Origin of the sequence: Occallatibacter riparius (genome assembly GCF_025264625.1) — a bacterium.
Classification (GTDB): Bacteria; Acidobacteriota; Terriglobia; order Terriglobales; family Acidobacteriaceae; genus Telmatobacter; species Telmatobacter riparius.
Genome location: NZ_CP093313.1, coordinates 6,743,550 through 6,762,614 on the forward strand (window position 1 = coordinate 6,743,550; position 19,065 = coordinate 6,762,614).

The 19,065-nt window shown below is 63.4% G+C and carries 17 protein-coding genes; 11 read left to right on the plus strand and 6 right to left on the minus strand.

Features of this window, described 5'->3' with window-relative positions; translation table 11 throughout:
* Positions 1-77 precede the first annotated feature (77 nt).
* Positions 78-563, minus strand: coding sequence for a Holliday junction resolvase RuvX (gene ruvX, locus MOP44_RS27605; RefSeq protein ID WP_260793791.1), 486 nt, complete (start codon positions 561-563; stop codon positions 78-80).
* Positions 564-723: 160 nt separating this feature from the next.
* On the opposite strand from ruvX, the gene mltG reads away from it, so the two are divergent.
* Both mltG and MOP44_RS27615 read left to right on the plus strand, forming a co-directional pair.
* Positions 724-1,764: an endolytic transglycosylase MltG gene (gene mltG, locus MOP44_RS27610; protein WP_260793792.1), complete on the plus strand. Its 1,041-nt coding sequence runs from the start codon at positions 724-726 to the stop codon at positions 1,762-1,764.
* The gene (locus MOP44_RS27615; RefSeq protein WP_260793793.1) at positions 1,761-2,717 is read left to right on the plus strand and encodes a LolA-like protein; all 957 of its coding nucleotides are present in this window, start codon (positions 1,761-1,763) and stop codon (positions 2,715-2,717) included. The genes mltG and MOP44_RS27615 overlap by 4 nt, the downstream gene beginning before the upstream one ends.
* A 193-nt stretch (positions 2,718-2,910) precedes the next feature.
* Here the strand turns inward: MOP44_RS27615 and MOP44_RS27620 are convergent, their stop codons facing one another.
* On the minus strand, positions 2,911-3,366 hold the full coding sequence (locus MOP44_RS27620) for a DUF5818 domain-containing protein (RefSeq protein ID WP_260793794.1): 456 nt from the start codon (positions 3,364-3,366) through the stop codon (positions 2,911-2,913).
* Positions 3,367-3,639: 273 nt separating this feature from the next.
* On the opposite strand from MOP44_RS27620, the gene MOP44_RS27625 reads away from it, so the two are divergent.
* The 9 genes from MOP44_RS27625 (at position 3,640) to MOP44_RS27665 (ending at position 12,085) form a co-directional block, all read left to right on the plus strand.
* On the plus strand, positions 3,640-4,731 hold the full coding sequence (locus tag MOP44_RS27625) for a glycerophosphoryl diester phosphodiesterase membrane domain-containing protein (protein WP_260793795.1): 1,092 nt from the start codon (positions 3,640-3,642) through the stop codon (positions 4,729-4,731).
* Positions 4,724-5,881, plus strand: a complete 1,158-nt coding sequence (locus tag MOP44_RS27630; RefSeq protein ID WP_260793796.1) for a procyclic acidic repetitive family protein — start codon at positions 4,724-4,726, stop codon at positions 5,879-5,881. Before MOP44_RS27625 ends, MOP44_RS27630 begins: the two co-directional genes overlap by 8 nt.
* Positions 5,878-6,792 carry a hypothetical protein gene (locus MOP44_RS27635; RefSeq protein WP_260793797.1) on the plus strand — a complete coding sequence of 305 codons (915 nt, stop codon included), beginning with the start codon at positions 5,878-5,880 and terminating at the stop codon, positions 6,790-6,792. Before MOP44_RS27630 ends, MOP44_RS27635 begins: the two co-directional genes overlap by 4 nt.
* Positions 6,789-7,019, plus strand: coding sequence for a hypothetical protein (locus MOP44_RS27640; RefSeq protein ID WP_260793798.1), 231 nt, complete (start codon positions 6,789-6,791; stop codon positions 7,017-7,019). Before MOP44_RS27635 ends, MOP44_RS27640 begins: the two co-directional genes overlap by 4 nt.
* Entirely contained in the window at positions 7,019-8,125 is a 1,107-nt protein-coding gene (locus MOP44_RS27645; protein WP_260793799.1) for a DUF4129 domain-containing protein, read from the plus strand. The genes MOP44_RS27640 and MOP44_RS27645 overlap by 1 nt, the downstream gene beginning before the upstream one ends.
* Positions 8,122-8,334 (plus strand): hypothetical protein, encoded by a 213-nt coding sequence (locus MOP44_RS27650; RefSeq protein ID WP_260793800.1) that lies wholly within the window; start codon positions 8,122-8,124, stop codon positions 8,332-8,334. Before MOP44_RS27645 ends, MOP44_RS27650 begins: the two co-directional genes overlap by 4 nt.
* Complete coding sequence (locus MOP44_RS27655; protein WP_260793801.1) at positions 8,331-9,566, plus strand: DUF4350 domain-containing protein; 1,236 nt, start codon at positions 8,331-8,333, stop codon at positions 9,564-9,566. Before MOP44_RS27650 ends, MOP44_RS27655 begins: the two co-directional genes overlap by 4 nt.
* A 135-nt stretch (positions 9,567-9,701) precedes the next feature.
* Positions 9,702-10,679 carry an AAA family ATPase gene (locus MOP44_RS27660; RefSeq protein ID WP_260793802.1) on the plus strand — a complete coding sequence of 326 codons (978 nt, stop codon included), beginning with the start codon at positions 9,702-9,704 and terminating at the stop codon, positions 10,677-10,679.
* Complete coding sequence (locus tag MOP44_RS27665; RefSeq protein WP_260793803.1) at positions 10,676-12,085, plus strand: DUF58 domain-containing protein; 1,410 nt, start codon at positions 10,676-10,678, stop codon at positions 12,083-12,085. The genes MOP44_RS27660 and MOP44_RS27665 overlap by 4 nt, the downstream gene beginning before the upstream one ends.
* Here MOP44_RS27665 and MOP44_RS27670 read toward each other — a convergent pair.
* From MOP44_RS27670 to MOP44_RS27685, 4 genes are all read right to left on the minus strand, one after another.
* Positions 12,030-13,286 (minus strand): GGDEF domain-containing protein, encoded by a 1,257-nt coding sequence (locus MOP44_RS27670; RefSeq protein ID WP_260793804.1) that lies wholly within the window; start codon positions 13,284-13,286, stop codon positions 12,030-12,032. The genes MOP44_RS27665 and MOP44_RS27670 overlap by 56 nt on opposite strands.
* A gap of 342 nt (positions 13,287-13,628) precedes the next feature.
* Positions 13,629-14,969: an argininosuccinate synthase gene (gene argG / locus MOP44_RS27675; protein WP_260793805.1), complete on the minus strand. Its 1,341-nt coding sequence runs from the start codon at positions 14,967-14,969 to the stop codon at positions 13,629-13,631.
* 90 nt (positions 14,970-15,059) lie between these two features.
* A complete protein-coding gene (obgE, locus tag MOP44_RS27680; protein ID WP_260793806.1) occupies positions 15,060-16,079 on the minus strand; it encodes a GTPase ObgE in 1,020 nt (339 codons plus the stop codon).
* A gap of 401 nt (positions 16,080-16,480) precedes the next feature.
* Positions 16,481-18,934, minus strand: a complete 2,454-nt coding sequence (locus tag MOP44_RS27685) for an ADOP family duplicated permease (RefSeq protein ID WP_260793807.1) — start codon at positions 18,932-18,934, stop codon at positions 16,481-16,483.
* Positions 18,935-19,065: the final 131 nt, after the last annotated feature.

Consider the following 19,065-nt stretch of genomic DNA (forward strand, 5'->3'; position numbering starts at 1 on the left):
AATTCCCCCGGCCGAAAGTTAAAGCTACGGCCACCGAAACCCTGCCACAGCCGCGGAATCCCCGACAGTGCGCGGTATCACAGATCCGACAAGCGCACCCCCGCCCTCCCCCGCTCATCCAGAAACGACTGCAGAATCAACGTCGCAGCCACCTGATCCACCAGCTCCTTATGCTCCTGCCGAGCGTGCCCCGCCTCATACAGAATCTGGTGGGCCTCCCGGCTGGTCAGCCGCTCGTCCCAAAGATGAATTGGCAGCCCCGTCAGCTCCCCCAGTTCGGCGGCAAACGCCTGCACCTTGGCCGCCCGCGGGCTCGACTCACCCGAAATGTGCAGCGGATTCCCCACCACGATTCCCACAACCGAGTGCCGCCGCGCCAGCCGCGCAATCGAGCGCAGATCCTCGCGCGGATTGCGCCGCGTTTCCAGTGTCATCACCGGCTGCGCCGTCAGCCCCAACTCATCCGACACCGCAATGCCGATGCGCTTGGTCCCGACGTCCAGCCCGAGATAACGCGGCGGCGGCGTCCCTTCAGCGGGTTCAGGTTTGTGTGTGTCGCTCATTGCCGATTCTTTCGACTAAGTTTCAGATTTCAGCCGTCGGACCTATACCTTGGTGCCGAAACATGAAACCCAACCTGACTTTATACAATCTACTAAGGTTAGGAATCCCAAGAGGGATTTTTGCGTCTTATTCAAGAGTACGGAGGAGTACCGCAGAGGAATGGCGAGCCGCAGACGGTCGACAGCAAAGGGGCGCGGCTCTTGGGGCCGGGTTGTGTTCGCCGTGTTTCTCCTGGCTATCCTGGCCGCCGCAGGTTTTGCTGCCTTCGTCCTGTACACCCCTTACGGCCCTCAACAGGAAACATTTGTCGAAGTTCTGCCCGGCTCATCCACCATGCGCATCGCCCGGCAGCTTGAGGGAGCCGGAATCATCCGCAGCCAATACGCCTTTTACGTCGAGCGCTGGCTGCAGCACGGCAGCCTGAAGGCGGGCGACTATAGATTCGACCATCCCGCGCCGGTCAGCGAAATCTACGACCGCATCCGCCGCGGTGACACCTATGCCATCGCCGTCACCATCCCCGAGGGATCGACCATGTTCGATATCGGTGCGCGGCTCGAGCAGGCTGGCTTCGGCCCCGCGGCCTCATTCGTGAACGTAGCGCGGCAGGAATCCGGCCTGCTCTCCGACATCGATCCTCAGGCCAAAACCCTCGAGGGCTACCTCTTCCCCGACACCTACAAGATCGGCCCCAAGGAGCAGATGCCCCAAATCGCCGCACTCATGGTCAAGCGATTCCGCCAGGCAGCGCTGCAGCTCGGCCTCAATCACAACGTGCACCAGGTCGTGACATTGGCTTCTATCGTCGAGCGCGAGACGGCTATCGACGGCGAGCGCCCCCTGGTAGCCAGCGTCTTTGAAAACCGCCTCGACAAGCAGATGCCCCTCATGACCGACCCCGCCGTGATCTACGGCCTGCAGTTGCAGAACGCCTGGCGCGGCACCATCTACGCCAGCGACCTGCAACGCGATACGCCTTACAACACCTATATGCATCCCGGCCTCCCCCCTGGACCCATCGCCAATCCCGGAATCAAATCGCTGAAAGCGGCCATGCAGCCCGCCCAGACCGACTATCTTTATTTCGTGGCGGCCAGCAAGAATCCGCAAGGCAAGTCACTGTTCGCGGCCACTCTCGAAGAGCACAACCGCAACGTGGCCGGATATCGCGATGCCGTGAAGAAAGAGGGGAACCAGTGACACTGGCACCCCCTGCAAGGCTGGGGCAGGCGCGCAGGCTCACTCGGCGAATTGCCGTCGCGGCCCTTGGTCTGCCCATTCTGCTATCCGGCTGTCTGGTTACCCGGCGCAAGCTGCCCGTTCCCAAAGCGCCCGTCATTACTCTCTATGCCACTCCCGACGAGTTGGTGAAGCGGCTCAACGACCGCTGGAGCGCCCTGCAGACACTCAACGCCACCGTCGAGATGAAGGCCACGGTCACCCATCAGCAGAAGGGCGAGTCCAGCGAGTATCCCTCCATCCGGGGCATCATCCTGTTGAAGAAGCCCTCCATGCTGCGCGTCTATGGCCGCGTGCCGGTCGTGGGCACGCGCCTGCTCGACATGAGCTCGGACGGCAAGGACTTCACCCTCTGGATTCCCTCCAAGAATGAGGCCATCGAAGGACCTGCCACCGAATCGCAGACCAAATCCACCAACCAGTTCGAGAATCTGCGCCCCGGCTTCTTCTTCGACTCGCTGGTTGTGCGCGGCCTCGATCCTGGCGACGAGTACTACGTCACCGCCGACACCGACACCATTGAAGACGCCTCCAAGAAGCACCTCCTGCTCGTGCCCGAATACCTGCTGAACATCGTGCGTCGCAAGCCGGGCAGCGAGGGATTGTCGCCCGTCCGCGTCATCCATTTCCGCCGCGAAGACCTGCTCCCACACCAGCAGGACCTCTACGACGATCAGGGCAATCTGCGCACTCAGGTTTTCTACTCGGGCTATACGACGTACGGCGAAAACCGGTACCCCTCAACCATCACCATCAAGCGCCCGGTCGAGGAACTTCAGATCACTCTCACGCTCGAGAAGGTGACTGAGAACGCGCCGCTCAAGGATGAGGATTTTCAGTTCAAGGCGCAGATGCCCGCGGACACCAAGATCCACCACCTGAACGGCCAGACCGCCGAGAACGGATCACACTAGGCGACGCGCCCATAAGGCTATTCGGAACGGGCCTTCTATCAGGGTACCGCTTCACAGCTTGCTGGAAATGCCATTCGAAACAGGTCTTGTATCAGGGGCTGCCTTTAGGCAGCCCGCATGCGGTCCCCTCCATTGAACTGGGGCTTTAGCCCCCGAGGGATGCATCCGGGCCGTTCATGACCATCGGATCACACTAAGCAGCGGAGATCGGCAGGCTAGATCCACCAAGAATTCCGTCCACCGGTTCGATAGCGTCCACGTACAACAGCCGCGTATCCAGATCCAGCTTGCCGGTGACGCGCACGTCCTCACCCTCAAACGGCCATGCGCGTCCGGCCGAATCCAGCGGATAAAGAACGCCCGCGGTTTCCCGCAACGCAAAGCGCGGCCCGCTGCGCACAACCGTCCCGCTGAAGGTGACGGTGGGCGCCACCATTGCAGGCCGTCGAATCGCGATAGGCACCGGCTGATCCGCGAGAACGGGTCCAGTCACCGATGAGTGGTCGATCTTATCGTTACCGCCGGATCCGCCCGAGGGCCCATCGGGCCCCGCATTGATCTCCGAATCGCGGTTGTAGCGGCGGACAGTCAAGGCGACGAGCGCCATTGAGATGCCGACAAACAAGCTGCGCTTAATGCCCGACTTCATTGCGGCGGCACCTCCAGGGCCCCGCGGTCCGGAGTGTGATACCGCCTGGGGCATCTGTCTTCTCCGAACCGCTCTCTCGCTCTGCCGTGAGCCTGCAAGTCACGGGCCAAATCGGAAGCCGTTGCGCTACCTAGTACTTACCCGGAACTCCCTCACCGCAAGTAGAGTAAGAAATACCCAATTCCGGAAAAAACACCCTCTCTGAAACAGTCGGATACAAACACCCGCCCCTATGCTAGTATCCGGCAAACACACATTGGGAGAACGACCGGCATGGAAACGAACCTCCGTCCACTTACTCTGGGCGAGATACTCGACCGCACCGCGCAGTTATACCGCACTAACTTCCTGCTTTTCGCCGGAATGTTCTCCATCTATGCCGCCGTATCCCTTGTGCTCGCGCTGCTCCAGCTCGGCCTCATCACCCTCGTCAAAGGCAAAACCTGGGCCGCCATAGCGTCGCTCAGCGTCGGCGGACTCAGGCTGATTTTCATCTTCTTGCTGCTCGGCGCAGCCATCGCCGCCATCAGCCGCGCCGTCGCCGCCGTAAACCTCGGCGAACCCGTCACCATCCGCAGCGCATACGCGAGCACCCTCCCCAAACTCGGCCGCTACCTGTGGCTCATGACCATCACCTTCTTCCGTGCCTGGGGCCCCGTCCTTTCCGTCTATGGCGGGCTCATACTTGCGATGTTCCTCATCCCGGCCAAACACGCCTCCTCAGCAGGCACAGCCCCCACGGGTCCCGCCGCCACTCCTTCCCAGGATCCGGCTATCCTCGCCATCGTCGGCGTGGGGCTCCTTCTCTTCTTCCTGCCCTGTCTGGTCTACGCAGTCTGGATGAACATCCGTTACGCGCTCGCCATTCCCGCCTGCGTCGTTGAAAACCTCAAGGCGCGAGCAGCCATCAAGCGCAGCATCGAACTCAGCAAGGGCGCGCGCCCCCGCATCTTCGCCCTGCTTCTGCTGGTCCTCGTAATCAAGGTTGGCCTGGTCGGCCTGACGCAGTCCTTCGTTCTCGTCATGGCATTCAAGCATCCGGCCCACATCGCCCCGGGCGTCAGCGCTCTCTCCCAGGTCATCCAGTTCTTCACCAACACGTTCCTCGGCCCCATCGGCGCAACCGGCGTAACCCTCTTCTACTTCGACCAGCGCGTGCGCAAAGAAGGCTACGACATCGAGTGGATGATGCTCGCCGCCGGCATGACACCAGGACCAGCCATCACCGCGCCCGCCGTCAATACTGAATCCATCAGCACCGTCGAACCAACCCTCGCAGCCGAGCCCGTACTCGCATCCCAACCCGAACTGCCAACCGCCGACCTTGCCCCCGCCGCCGACACTCCGGGAACCCTGCATGAATGAGACCCTGCGGCCCTCCACACTCGGCGAGATCCTCGACAGGACGGTAACGCTCTACCGCTCCCGCTTTCTGGTCTTCTTCGGCCTGGCCGCAATCCCCGCGGGAATGATGATGGGCTTCAGCGGCGGCATGGTCCTGCTCCTGGCATCGACTGGCTTCCTCTCCGGCCCTGCAGCCACGCCGAAACCCGAAACATTCGCACTCGTCTTCCTCGGCATGATGGCGCTCGGACTCATCGCCCTGCCACTCCTCATTGCCTCCAACGCCCTTTGCGGAGCAGCCCTCTGCCAGGCCGCCAGCTCCGTTGTCCTCGGCGGCGGCCAGATCGCCATCGCCTCGTCACTCAAATCCGTCTGGAAGCGCGGCTGGCAATACATCGGCCTCTTCGTTCTCCAGGCTGTCATCATCTTCGGCGTCCCCTCCACCTTGTGGACCGCCGCTGTCATGGTGGCCGCCGTCGGCGCAGCCATCGCCGGCACTGCCGGAGGCGGCGGAGCCGCCACCGGCGTACTCACGGTCGTCCTGGTGCTCCTCACCATGATGGCCCTGGCCGTCTACGTCATCTGGATCATGATCCAGATCGGCCTCGCTTTCCCCATCGCCGTCATCGAAAAAGCCGGGCCCATCGACGCCCTCAAACGCGCCTGGAAGCTATGCCGAGGCACCCGCTGGCGCATGCTCGCGCTCTTCGCCATGGTGCTCGCCCTCAGCTGGATCGCGTCTCTGCTCGTCACCGTCCCCCTCATGCTGGCCATCTACCTCATCCCGGGGCTCAACTCCCCGCAGAACGCGCAACTCGCAGGCACCATCTCGCTCATGGGCATGTACGCCATGTCGTTCGTCTCGAACGCGCTCACCATGCCCGTCATCGCCATCGCCCTCGTGCTCTTCTATTACGACCAGCGCGTCCGCAAAGAGGCTTACGACATCGAGTGGCTCATGCAGCAAGCCGGCATGATCGCCGCCCCCTCCCCCCAGCCGCAACTCGCGCCCTGGCTGCCCTCAACGCGCTCGATCTCGGCAGACGGCGCACCGCCAAGTCCCGCACCCGAAGCTCTCACACCCCCGCCGCAGGTCCCCGAGCCGCAAGCCAAAACCGAACAGCAACCCGAACCCGAGCCTCACGAGCCCATCGCCGGAGCCTCCGCATGAACCAGCCGCTCCGCCCCATGCGCCTCGGCGAACTCCTCGACCGAGCAATCCAACTGCTCCGCACCAATCTCGGCCTCTTCTTCGGCATCGCTCTGCCGCCCGCTATCGCACAGTTCGCCATGTCAACAGCCGGCGACTTCTTTCGCGCCGACGGCAGGGGTATCGGTTATGCCATCTCCGGGCTGACCGTCATCGTCCTCTTGTTAGGGAATCTGATCATCACTCCAGTAGCAACGGCCGCGCAATGCTGGGCAACCTCGCAGCTTTCGCTGAGCAGGGCCGCTACGGTACGCAGCGCCTACGGATCATTCAGCAATCGCAAAGCAAGTCTTGTCGGCCTCGCGATCATGCAGGGCCTCATGTCGTTCTGGCCCGTCGTCATCCTCTACTTCGTGGCGACCGCCTTGCTATCGGCATTGCACAGCAAGGGCGGGGTTGCCTTTGCCGTCATAATCGTCGCGTTGTGCGCAATTCCGTGCGGGCTTGTCTGGGCGCGTTATCTCCTCGCGTTTCCGGCGACCGCCATTCTCAGGACCCCAGCCGGCCCCTCCATCGATCGCAGCGTAACGCTGGGCGACGGCTACCGCTGGAAAGTGATGTGGGCGGGCCTCCTGCCACTCGGAATCCTGTGGGCACTAAAAGGAAGCGGAGACTGGCTTATCGGCCTTCTCAACGCCTGGGGACCTTTCGCCCGGCATTCCGATTTCCTTGCCCCCTTCCTCGTGAACTTCTGGAATCTCCTGGTGGACTTGGTCTTCATGCCGCTGGAGTTCATCGCACTCACGCTCGTCTACTACGACCTGTGCGTACGCAAGGAAGGCCTCGACATCGCGCTCATGATGGAACAGGCCGGCATGGAGACAATCGCGGAACCCGCCGCTCTAACCAGCGCGGGCGAGGAACCCGCATGACCGAACCCCTCCGCCCCATGCGCCTCGGCGACTCCCGCAAATGCAATTTCCGGAACTCTTTCTACTATGATCAGCGCATACGCAAAGAAGGCTTCGACATCGAGTGGATGATGCACTCCGCAGGAATGACGGAACCAATCCCCATCGCGCCCGGCCCCGCCCAGAGTACGCCCGAGCCCGCCGCGCCCGCCCCCGCGTCTGTTCCGGTGGAGGAACCCACCGCGTGATGCCTCGTCCCAAACGCCTCCTGCCTGCAGCAATGCTGGCACTCCTCTGCGCGCTCGCATCCCCCACCGCCCGCGCCCAGCTAGTGCAGGAGCACCCCGAGCCCCCCGCCGCCAGCTGGCGCTCCGCTACCTTATCCGAATACCGCGCCCACCTCCAGGATCTCCAGAAGCTCACCGCCGCCTGCGCCGGCGCCCGCACCGCCGAAACCTGTGACCCCGCCAAAGTCGGACCCGACGACGAGGTCCCCTGGGGCGCCGCCGGCCAGAAGCGTGTAGTCCGCTTCAGTTGGCTCCGCGTCCTCCTGGAGCGCGCCCAGCACCCCGACGACGCCGTGAAAGCCAAAGGCGCCACCCCGCCTCCCCTCAATCCCGGCGAGCCGGACGACAAACCGGAGCCGGTCGCCACCACCTCCCAGCTCCTCGACGATGCCCAGGACCGCCTGGCCGACGACATCGACCAGGCTGCCGCAGCCGCATCCCCCCTCCCCCCTCATCCGCAGGAGCGCGCCGTCCTGAATCAGGTCCTCACCGGCCGCGAGTTCCGTAACCTCAAGCAGGCCGCGCAGGGCCCCACCCCGGCCGAGCGCATCAGCAACTGGATCTACCGCGCCTTCGACTGGCTAAGCCGCCAGCAGACCCACGCCGCCTGGGTCGGCCGCACCCTCGTCTGGGGATTCCTCACCCTCGTCGGCGTCGGCCTCATCTGGGGCCTGCTCCAAATGGAGCGCCGCTGGCGCATCCGCCTCGTCCCCGACGCCGACCGCCCCGCCCCCAGCGCAGCCTCCGCACGCGACTGGCAGTTGTGGCTCAACGACGCCCGCGATGCGGCAGCCCGCAGCCAGTGGCGCGAAGCCATCCACTTCCTCTACTGGGCCTCCATCTCCCGCCTCGAATCCAAAAAGCTCTGGCCCGCCGACCGCGCCCGGACGCCCCGCGAATACCTCGCCCTCGTTGCCCCCGACGACCCGCGCAAATCCGGCCTCGGCGCCCTCACCCGCGAGTTCGAGTGGACCTGGTACGGCGGCCGTCCCGCCGCCGAATCCGACTACCATCGCGCAGATGAACTCGCGTCTGCCCTCTTCGACAGCGGAGGACAGCCGCGATGAGTCAGGAGTATCGAAACAAGCCCCAACCAAAATGGCTAACGATCGCCCTGTCACTCAGCGCTTGCTATTGGCTTGCCTTCGGACTCGTGTTGCTTTATTCACATAACAAAACCACCATCTTGGTGTGCACCGGAATTGCAGGGCTTGATCTCATTCTCGGCATATGGCTGGGCGTGCGCAGCCGTCATCAACAAGAGGGTAATCAATGAAAGCCCCCTCCTGGTTCCTCCCTTCCCTAGACTCCAAAGATCGCAAGGTCCTCGTCCTAGCCGTCAGCGCCGCCCTCATTCTCGCCATCGCCACCGGCCTCCTGCTCCCCAACTCCGACAACGACGACAACCGCCTGCCCTCCACCTACCTCTCCGGCAAGCACGGCGCGCTCGCCGCCTATGAAATGCTTGAGCGCGCCGGCTACCCCATCGAGCGCTGGGAGCGCCCCCTCGGCGAACTAGCCGCCCAAGCCGGCCCCCAAACCGTCGTCATCTTCGCCGAGCCCTTCACCCGCGAGCAGGACGACATGAAAGCCGTCCGCCAGATCCTTGAGAAAGGCGGCCGCGTCCTCGCCACCGGCTTCTGGGGCGGATTCCTGCTGCCCGGCCAGTCCGCCGCCCCCGGCAGTTCGTTTTCCCCAACCGCTTGCCAGCTCACCCCCCAGGGCCTCGACCCGCTCGCCTCTTCCGGCGAGGTCTGGATGATCCCCAGCGCCACCTGGCAGCCCGGCAACCCCGCCGTCCGCGTGCAATACGACTGCGCCGGCCAGCCCGCCGTCCTCGAGTACGACTGGGGCGACGGCCACGTCATCTGGTGGGCCAGCTCCACCCCGCTTGAAAACGCCTCCCTCACCCGCGCCCAGAACCTCGATCTGTTCCTCAACTCGCTTGGGCCCCACGAAGGCAAACATTTCTACTGGGATGAATCTCTGCACGGCGAAATCCGGTCCTCCTGGAGCTACGCCACCGGACCCGCCCTTCGCCTGCTCGAAATCGGCATTCCCCTGCTCGTCCTCCTTATCCTGTTCAGTTTCAGCCGCCGCAGCGGACCGGTCCGCGAACTGCCGCCGCCCATCCGCGCCACCCCCATCGAGTTCCTTGAGGCACTCGGCTCGCTCTACAAGAACGCTGGCGCAGCCTCCACCGCCGTCGCCGTCGCGTGGGAACGCTTCCGCCGTCATGCCCTCTGGCTCTGCGGCATGCGCGTGCAGCGCATCGATGCTGCCGAAGTAGCCGCCGTGATCCGCCGCCGTTTCCCAAAAGCCGACCCCACGCTCGAGGGCGATCTGGACGCATGCGAACAAGCCGCCACCAACGACACCCTGAATCCCAAAGAAGCCCTACGCCTCGTGCAGTTGTTAGCCGCACACACTGAGAAGCTAGACGCCATAGCCAACCGCACCACCGCTTTCACCGAAATGAAAGTGAGTGAGTTAACAACCGCGCCGTAGGCGCAGAGTTTGTTAGCCCCGCGCTTCAGCGTGGGGAAAGCAGCGCAAGCGCTGCCAAGTCCCGAAGGGACTACGTTTGAAAAGCACGGATTTATCCGTGCCGCAATGCCGCAGAAAAACACGAACGGGGAATCGATGCAAATACAAGAAGGCACTCAATCACTCCATGCCACACGCCAGCTCATCGACCACGCGCGCCGTGAAATGGGCCGCGTCATCGCCGGCCAATCCGCCGTGATCGAAGAGGTCCTAATCGCCCTGCTCTGCCAGGGCCACGCCCTGCTTGAAGGCGTACCGGGCATCGCCAAAACGCTCATCGTCAAAACCACGGGCCGCCTGCTCGGCCTCGGCTTTCAGCGCGTACAGGCCACCCCCGACCTCATGCCCGCCGACATCCTCGGCACCACCATCCTCAAGCCCGGCACTGACTCCTTCGTCTTCCACTCCGGCCCCGTCTTCACCGATCTCCTGCTCGTCGACGAAATCAACCGCATGCCTCCGCGCACCCAGGCCGCGCTGCTCGAGTGCATGGAAGAGCGCCAGGTCACCGCCGACGGCAACCGCCACACGCTCCCCGCCTGGTTCACCGTATTCGCCACGCAGAACCCCGTCGAGTTCGAAGGCACCTACCCCCTCCCCGAAGCGCAGCTCGACCGCTTCCTGCTCAAGATCCGCGTCGCCTATCCCGACGAAGCAGAAGAGCTCAAGGTCCTCGAGATGCACCACGCCAGCACCGGCGCCGGCATCCTCAACGATGCACAGATCGAGCCCATCCCCGAAGGCCTCCTCGCCGCCGCGCGCGCCGAGGTCCGCCGCATCCGCATCGAGCCCGAGCTCTACCGCTACATCCTCGCCATCACCCGCCGTACGCGCGAGTGGCCCACGCTCCTGCTCGGCGCAAGCCCCCGCGCCGCCCTCAGCCTCATGTTCGTCGCCCAGGCCGCCGCTGCCTTCGATGGCCGGGACTACCTCGTCCCCGACGACGTCAAGCGCGCCGTCCAGCCCGTCCTGCGCCACCGCGTCATGCTTAAGCCCGAAGCCGAACTCGAAGGCTTCGACGCCGACCGCGTCCTCACCGACGTCATCGCCGCAGTCCCGGTGCCGCGCCAGTGATCACTCCCTCCCTCCATCCCGAGCCCGTCCGCGCCGCCTGCGAGCGCCGCCGCAAGCTCGCCTACGGCCTCACCCCGCGCGCCATCGCGCTGCTCACCGCTGGCTTCCTGCTGCTCATCCCCGGCTTCTACATGCCGCGTCTCAGCTACGCCATGCTCGTCTGGGCCGGACTCGTTCTCCTCGCCGCCTGGCTCGACGGTCTCCGCCTGCCTAGCCCAACGCTGCTCACCGCCGAGCGCAGCTGGAGCAACGCCCCCGCCCTCGATTCCGAAACCGAAATCGAGCTCGCCATCGAGAACCACGGCCGCATCATCGTCCAGTGCATCCTCACTGACGATCTGCCCGCCGCCATGGCTGCCGAACCCATCAAGCAGCGCGTAACGGCGTTCCCCCGCGTGTCTGCAAAAGTTCGTTACCGCGTCACGCCCCGTCAACGCGGCGACTGCGAAACCGGATCGCTCTACATCCGCTATCGCTCGCCCCTTGGCCTCGCCGAGCGCTGGGCCCTCGCGCCGCTTACGCAAACCGTCCGCGTTTATCCCGCGCTGCGCACCAGTGAAGATCAGCAGATCTTCCTCGCGCGCAGCCGCCAGATCGACCTCCAACTCCGCCAGGCCCGCCAGCGCGGTCTCGGCCGCGACTTCGAGAGCCTCCGCGAGTACCGCGAGGGTGACGACCTCCGCGACATCTGCTGGACCGCCACCGCCCGCCGCGGCAGCCTCATCACCCGCCAGTATCAAACCGAGCGCAGCCAGGCCGTCTGGATCGTGCTCGACTGCGGCCGCCTCATGCGGCACCAACGCTGGAGCGGCTCACTCCATCAACTCGACGTCGCAAACCCGCATACCAAGCTCGACTACGCCTGCTCCACCGCCGTCGCCCTCGCGCAGCTCGCCCTTTTCTCCGGCGATCGCGTCGGCCTGCTCGCCTACGGACAGAACGTGCAGCAGCGCCTGCTCCCCGGCCGCGGCGCAGCCCACCTCCGCCAGATGATCGAACTCCTCGCCCAGGCCCGCGCCGAAACCAGCGAAGCCGATCACCTGCGCGCCACCGCGGTGCTGAACCGCCTCCAGCCGCGCCGTTCCCTCATTTTGTGGATTACCGACCTCGCCGAGACCGCCATGCGCCCCGAGGTCATCGACGGAGCCACACAGCTCCTCAAGCGCCACGTCCTGCTCTTCGTCGCCATGGCGCAGCCTGAAGTCGATCGCATCGCCTCCGCCCGCCCCAAAACTGTCGATGAAATGTTTCGCGCCGCCGCCGCGCAGGAGATGGCCGGCCGCCGCGAGCTGCTCCTCGCCCGCCTTCGCGAGCAGGGCGCGCTCACCATGGACCTAGACCCCGAAAAACTCACCTCGGCCGTGCTGAATCAGTACCTGACGGTGAAAGAGCGCGCCATGGTATAAGCTCCTCGGGCTTTCCCCGCATTCCCGCGCTCAACATCCCGTCCACCGTAACCCGGTTGCGTCCCGCGCGTTTCGATCGATACAGCGCCTCGTCGCAGCGCTTCAAAAGCTCTTCCGGCAACTCACCCGCACGACTGGTCGCAACCCCCAGGCTCGCCGTCAGGCGCAGTCCGCCTGGCAAACGCGTCAGCAGCATAATCTCAGTCCGCAGGCGTCGCGCAATCTCATCCGCCTGGTCCAGCGTCGCGCCGTTCAGCAGCATCACAAACTCCTCGCCGCCAAAGCGGCACAGAACATCGCTTGGCCGCATGCAGTCACGCAATGCATCCGCAACGCGCTGAATAACCTGGTCACCCGCCTGGTGCCCCAGCGAATCGTTCACCGCCTTGAAGTGATCGATATCCAGCAGCAGCACTGGCAGGGTTCGCCCGTCGCGGTTCGCGCGCCGCAGATCCCGCGCCAGAATCTCCTCAAACGCCCGCCGATTCAGTAGCCCCGTCAATCCATCGGTCCCAGCAGCCTTCTGCAGCCCGCGCCGGTGCACGCTCAACGCAAGCCAGATCACCCCGCAGCTCGCCGCCACATTCAGCAGCATGTTCACGTACGTAAAGCCGGCTTGGATCACATCCATATGCACATAGCTGGCCGGCGGATACACTACTGACAGCACCAGCCTCGCCACGTGATCCAGCCCGTTCGCCACCTGCAGCCATGCCAGCGCCCGCGTCTGCGCGCGCAAGCTCCATCCGCTCTGCGCCCACTCCTCCACCGGCTCTTCATAGCGGAACAGCAGCGCCGCAGTGGCCCCGGCTACAATCGCCATCGCCGTGCTCGAAATCAGAACCCGCGCCAGCAGATTGTCGTGCGCATAGACATAGAACGCCTGCCCGCCGAGGGCCGCCAGAATCAGCCCTCCGCCCCAGGGCAGAAAACGCGCCCGCGCGTCCAGCGCCTCCGCCGTCGCCCAGTAGATCAGCAGAATGCACGCGTAGATCGCCGCGTTCGCGCAGAGAATCGAAATCCAGTTCGGCGCATGCGACCGCAGCGCCAGCAACAGCACGCCCACAACCGCGCTGATCATGGCCCAGCGCAGGATCCGCACGCCCCGCAGCCCCGGCACAGCCCGGCTGCACACTTCCACCCCGACAAGCAGCAGCAAAGCCGCGGCGGCGTATCCCAACATCAGATACGGCATCAACATCTGCCTCTCAGGGGCGCAGGATTAGGGCGGTACTCTCGCGACGGTGCGCTAGTTGGGGGAGTCCTCTCGTTACGCGCGTTTCGACTCTCATGGTCGCACATCGAGCGCGAACTCTAAGTACAACAAAATAGTCATCGACACACAAATGTCAGTGCTTCCCCTACCGCGCCGCAGGCGGAACAGGTTTTGTATCAGGGCACGATTTCACTGCTTGCTGCAAAAGCCACTCGGAAGGGGCTTCGTATCAGGGGCTGCCTTCAGGCAGCCCGCATGCCGCTCCCCTGATTGACTCTGGGCTTTAGCCCCCGGCGAATGCATAACCGCCGAAAAGACCGCCCCCAATCAATCGCCCTCGTTATCATCCTTCAGCCGCGGCATATTCGCCCCCGTGCTCAGCGTCAACAACCCCGCCTGCGCATACGTCAGCAGCTTATCGCGCGTATCGGTGATGTCGAGATTGCGCATCGTGAGCTGCCCGATCCGATCCCGCGGAGAGAACACGCTTTCCGTCTTCTCCATGCTCAGCCGCTCCGGCTTGAACGTCAGGTTCGGCGACTCGGTATTCAAGATTGAGTAGTCATTCCCGCGTCGAAGCTCCAGCGTCACTTCGCCCGTAATCGGACGCGCCACCCACCTCTGCGCACTCTCCCGCAGCATGATCGCCTGCGAGTCGAACCACCGCCCCTGGTACAGCAGCCGCCCCAGCTTCCGCCCGTTCTCGCGATACTGCTCGATCGTGTCCTCGTTGTGGATGCCCGTCACCAGCCGCTCATACGCGATGAACAGCAGCGCGAGGCCCGGCGCTTCGTAGATTCCGCGGCTCTTGGCCTCGATAATCCGATTCTCGATCTGATCGCTCATCCCCAGCCCGTGCCGCCCGCCAATGCGATTCGCCTCCAGCATCAGCTCCACCGAATTCGGAAACTCCTTGCCGTTCAGCGCCACCGGATGCCCCTCGTGGAAGCGAACCGTTACCTCTTCCGCCTTCACCGGAACATCCTCGCGCCAGGAGGCGACACCCATAATGGGTTCGACGATGCGGATGCTCGACGACAGACTTTCAAGATCCTTCGCCTCATGCGTCGCACCCAGCAAATTCGAGTCAGTCGAGTAAGCCTTCTCCGCGCTCATCTTGTACGCGAAGCCCGACTTCTGCATGAACGCCGACATCTCCGCGCGCCCCCCGAGCTCGTCGATGAACGCCGCATCCAGCCACGGCTTGTACACCCGCAGCTCGGGATTCACCAGCAGCCCATAGCGATAGAAGCGCTCGATATCGTTGCCCTTGAAGGTCGACCCGTCGCCCCAGATCGACACATCGTCTTCCTTCATCGCGGCCACCAGCATCGTGCCCGTCACCGCGCGCCCAATTGGCGTCGTATTGAAATACGTCACGCCGGCGGTAGTGATGTGGAACGCCCCCGACTGCAGCGCCGCCAATCCTTCGCGCACAAGCTGCGGTCGACAATCAATCAGCCGCGCCTTCTCCGCCCCATACTCCAGCGCCTTGCGCGGAATCTCGTCGTAGTCCTTCTCGTCGGGCTGGCCCAGGTTGGCCGTGTAGGCGTAGGGCAGCGCGCCCTTCTGCTTCATCCAGTGCAGCGCGGCGCTCGTATCCAGCCCGCCAGAGAACGCAATACCCACCTTCTCGCCAACCGGAAGATGTTCCAGAATGTTCGACATAACCGTGCAGCCCTTTCGGGGAAAGAGATCCGCCACACCTTCAAAAAGGAAGCGACTCTTCAATTCTAAGGTTGTTGATTGTGCTGTGTGTTAATCCGCAGCCGCAGCCACCCGCAGCCGCTTCGCCAGCGCCCACTTCAGCTCGTCGATCCCCTTGCCCGTCACCGCTGAAATCGCATGGAACTCCAGCTTCCGCCGCTTCGCATGCGCCGTCAGCTTCTTCAGCTTCTCAGGATTCGCAACATCAATCTTCGTCGCCACCACCATCATCGGCTTGTCTTCCAGCCCATTCCCAAAGCTCGCCAACTCGTTGTTGATGACCTTGAAGTCCTCCACCGGGTCCAGCCTTCCCGACGCATCCGACACATCCACCAGGTGCACCAGCACGCGCGTCCGCTCGATATGCCGCAAAAACTGCACGCCCAGCCCATGCCCCTCGTGCGCGCCCTCAATCAGCCCTGGCACGTCGGCCACCACAAACGACTCCTCATACGGAGCCTCTCCCACCGTCACCACGCCCAAATTCGGCTCCAGCGTCGTAAACGGATAATCCGCAATCTTCGGCTTCGCCGCCGAAATCCTCGAGATCAGCGTCGACTTGCCCGCATTGGGATAGCCCACCAAACCCACATCGGCCAGCAGCTTCAGCTCCAGCCGGAACGCCCGCTCCTCGCCCGGCCGCCCCAACTCGTGCTCCCGCGGCGCCTGGTGCGTCGACGTGGCAAAATGCTGATTCCCGCGCCCGCCGCGGCCACCCTTGGCCACAATCACGCGCTCATCCGGCTCCTGGAAGTCGTGCACCAGCTCGCCCGTCTCCGTGTCGTACACCGCCGTCCCCACCGGAACCTGCAGCACGATGTCGTGCCCGTCCGAGCCCGAGCAGTTCGACCCCATCCCGTGCTCGCCTCGCTGCGCCTTGTGCTCCGGGTTATACCGGAAATGGATCAGCGTGTTATGCCGCTGCGACGACACCATCACCACATCGCCGCCGCGGCCGCCGTCGCCGCCCGAAGGCCCCCCGCGCGGCACAAACTTCTCGCGCCGAAAGGCCATGCACCCGTTACCGCCGTCGCCGGCTTTCACGCGAATCTTTGCTTCATCAATAAACATTTGTTCCAATCCGGCATCCGGCAGAGATTGCGTAAACGCGCGCCCATCCACAGCGCGTCCCGGGCCGAAAGTGCCGTCTCCCCAGTTTACCGGATATATAAGTTACCGCGCCGTAGGCGCAAAGTTCGTTAGCCCCGCGCTTCAGCGTGGGGAAGAGCAGCATTGAGACGCTGCCGAGTCCCATCGGGACGGCGCTCTGTCAGGCACGACCTGACATCTTGCTGAAAAGCCTCATCGGGCGCGTCCTATCAGGGGCCGCCTTCAGACTTCTGCTGAGGCGCTTCGTATGAGCGGCTGCCTTCAGGCTCCTAGTGAGGGGCTTCGTATCAGGGGCTGCCTTCAGGCAGCCCGTACGCCGGCTCCCTTGGTTAAACTTGGGGCTTTAGCCCCGCTGAAAGGCTCTACTCCGTGCGCAGCGCCTTCATCGGATCCACTTGCGTGGCTCGCCGAGCAGGCAGATACATACCCGCCAGCGAAACGCAAACGAGTATGGCTGCCGCAATGCCGAACGCCGATCCGTCAAAGCTTCGAAAAGGGAATGGTGAGTTTTTGATCAGGTGTGCAAATGCCCACACAACGGGTTCGGCAAGCGCAAGACCGCACACCAGGCCGACTGCGATCTGCCTGCCTCCGCGCAGCAGGATGGATTCGAAAATCGCGGCACGATTCGCTCCCAGCACCATCCGAATCCCGAATTCGCGCGTGCGCTGGCTGATCGCAAACGACATCACTCCGTAAACTCCAGTAACCGCCAGCAGCACGGCGATCACCGCCATCACAACAATGATCCGGGCCAGCGAGCGCACACTTTCGGCATCCGATTCCATCTGTTCCCATATGGTTTGAGGTGTCATCACCTGCGTCCCGTCGATACTCTTCACCGCATCGAATACGGCCTTTTCCATCGTGGAGACGCTTCCCGTGAAGCGTACATACAGCCGTCCTTCCAGCGCCGACGGATCGCGCAAGGTGTAGACGCGCGGGCCATCAAGAACTCCAAAACGTGCCGAGCGAGTGTCGGCGGCGACTCCGACTACAGTAAGCCGCTTGTCATCAGGCGTGATGATGATCTTGCCGACAGGGTCCTCGCCGGGCCAGGCCTGCTTGACAAAGGCTTGCGTGACCACGGCGACCGGGTTGATTCGACTTGCGGATGAATCGGACGAAACAAAAGGCCGCCCCGCCAACATGCGGATGCCGAATGTGGAGAAGAAGTCCGTTGAGACGTTATCGATTACCGCTGGTTCGCCCTGTCCTTTCTGTTGCTGTGGAAGGCGAATCTCGCTTGGCGGCGTCTGGCGGAAGGGCTCCAGAGTCTCGTACGCCAGCCCCTGCACACCGGGAATGGATCGGATTTGCGCTTCCAGAGAGCCGTAGAAACTCAGCGCCTTTGTTCGATTTTGCGGTGAGTTGTCGATTGCCAGCGGAACCGAGAGGGTCTGGCGCGTTTCAAATCCCGGGTCTATGGCGGTGACCATCCCCGGCATGCGCGCGAAAAGAACAGCGGCGGCAAGAAGCACAAAGCTCATTGCGATTTGGGCGATGATCAGCCCCCCGATGAGCCGCGAACGCATGGTGGCGGTACTCTCGCGCCCCTTGAGCGCGGTTACCAGATCCAGTTTCCATGCGGCATGAACCGGAGCGAGCGACGAAGCGATTGCAGCCACGGCGACGAGGACTGCGAGATAGCCGAAGACGCGCCAGTCCGGACGCATGGCCGGGACCAGACCCGCCAGGGTCGGGTTGGCTACGTTCATGATCATCTGGGGCACGCGATACGCCATGGCGACGCTCACCCCTCCCCCGATCAACGCGGTCAGAAGACTCTCCAGAACCAGCATGCGCATGAGCCGTGCGCGTCCCACCCCCAGCGCCAGCCGCACCGCGATCTCCCCGCGCCGGACCACCGCCCTCGACAGAAACAGCATGGTCACATTGCTGCATGCCAACAGCAGCACCAGTGAGAGCGGACCCAGGATCAATGCCATCAGCGCGGCAAGTGTGTCGCGCAAGGCGGGAGTCTCAATGAACGATCCATTGGTCAGCTCGACAGTCGTCTTGCGATTGAAGCTGGTGACCTTCCTCTCGATATAAGCTCGGTCCTGTTGACGAAGGATCGTGGTCAACTCCGCCTGCGCATCGGCGCGCGAGTATCCTGGCCGAAGGCGGCCGGCGATTTCGAGCCAGGGCGCATCAGGATTCGCCATTTGGCTCGTGCCTGCGTGATCGTAGAGAGGCTCTGTCGTATAGGGGGCGAACACCCCGCCCGCGCGGGGATTCGTGTCGCTTGCCCGCACCACCCCCACCACCGTATAAGGCAAACCGTTGAGGTGGATCGTCTCGCCCACAATGTGCGGATTGGCGTCGAATCGGCTCCTCCACAACGGCTCGCTCAGCAACGCGACTTGTGCCGTCGTGCCTCGTTCGCATTCCTGCGGGGTCAGGAAGCGCCCCAGAAGCGGGCGATCGATCCCGAGTACTTGAAAGTAGTTGCAGGTCACCAGCAACGCGGGGATTGCTCTGTGTGCCTGCTCGAGAATCGCCCCCCTGTTTTGCCATGCGGCGATTTCCTCGAGCGTCTTCGACTGCGTCCGGACCGCGTCATAGTCTTCCGTAGTGAACGAAGAGTATTGGCCGGCGCCCGTAAACCAGCCTTCATATTTTGGATAGACCTGCACAAAACGGGAGGGGTCTTTCTGCGTCGGCGCACTCAGAAACAGTGCATTCAGCAGTGTGAATACGCCGGCGTTGAGGCCAATCCCAAGGGACAAGGCTGCAACCGCAATGATCGAAAGCAGTGGAGCCCGCCGCGCCGCACGGACCGCGAAGAGGAGATCTTGCCGGTCAATCCACATCGGTGCACCCCCGAAAAGACCGATAAAGAGAATTCCAAACCAGGACTTGCCAAGGTATTGCCAGGGACTTCGCCAGCTATGTAGTTTTCTACTAAGCGTCCGGGTTTGTCAAGGCGATACCAGGTGATCAC

What these genes read in the sequence shown, in the direction of transcription:
- MOP44_RS27640 (WP_260793798.1), top strand. Translation starts at nt 6,789, where the DNA reads ATGACCGAACCCCTCCGCCCCATGCGCCTCGGCGACTCCCGCAAATGC.
- MOP44_RS27620 (WP_260793794.1), bottom strand. Translation starts at nt 3,366, where the DNA reads ATGAAGTCGGGCATTAAGCGCAGCTTGTTTGTCGGCATCTCAATGGCG.
- obgE (WP_260793806.1), bottom strand. Translation starts at nt 16,079, where the DNA reads ATGTTTATTGATGAAGCAAAGATTCGCGTGAAAGCCGGCGACGGCGGT.
- MOP44_RS27625 (WP_260793795.1), top strand. Translation starts at nt 3,640, where the DNA reads ATGGAAACGAACCTCCGTCCACTTACTCTGGGCGAGATACTCGACCGC.
- argG (WP_260793805.1), bottom strand. Translation starts at nt 14,969, where the DNA reads ATGTCGAACATTCTGGAACATCTTCCGGTTGGCGAGAAGGTGGGTATT.
- MOP44_RS27655 (WP_260793801.1), top strand. Translation starts at nt 8,331, where the DNA reads ATGAAAGCCCCCTCCTGGTTCCTCCCTTCCCTAGACTCCAAAGATCGC.
- MOP44_RS27635 (WP_260793797.1), top strand. Translation starts at nt 5,878, where the DNA reads ATGAACCAGCCGCTCCGCCCCATGCGCCTCGGCGAACTCCTCGACCGA.
- MOP44_RS27685 (WP_260793807.1), bottom strand. Translation starts at nt 18,934, where the DNA reads ATGTGGATTGACCGGCAAGATCTCCTCTTCGCGGTCCGTGCGGCGCGG.
- MOP44_RS27650 (WP_260793800.1), top strand. Translation starts at nt 8,122, where the DNA reads ATGAGTCAGGAGTATCGAAACAAGCCCCAACCAAAATGGCTAACGATC.
- MOP44_RS27630 (WP_260793796.1), top strand. Translation starts at nt 4,724, where the DNA reads ATGAATGAGACCCTGCGGCCCTCCACACTCGGCGAGATCCTCGACAGG.
- mltG (WP_260793792.1), top strand. Translation starts at nt 724, where the DNA reads ATGGCGAGCCGCAGACGGTCGACAGCAAAGGGGCGCGGCTCTTGGGGC.
- MOP44_RS27645 (WP_260793799.1), top strand. Translation starts at nt 7,019, where the DNA reads ATGCCTCGTCCCAAACGCCTCCTGCCTGCAGCAATGCTGGCACTCCTC.
- ruvX (WP_260793791.1), bottom strand. Translation starts at nt 563, where the DNA reads ATGAGCGACACACACAAACCTGAACCCGCTGAAGGGACGCCGCCGCCG.
- MOP44_RS27660 (WP_260793802.1), top strand. Translation starts at nt 9,702, where the DNA reads ATGCAAATACAAGAAGGCACTCAATCACTCCATGCCACACGCCAGCTC.
- MOP44_RS27670 (WP_260793804.1), bottom strand. Translation starts at nt 13,286, where the DNA reads ATGTTGATGCCGTATCTGATGTTGGGATACGCCGCCGCGGCTTTGCTG.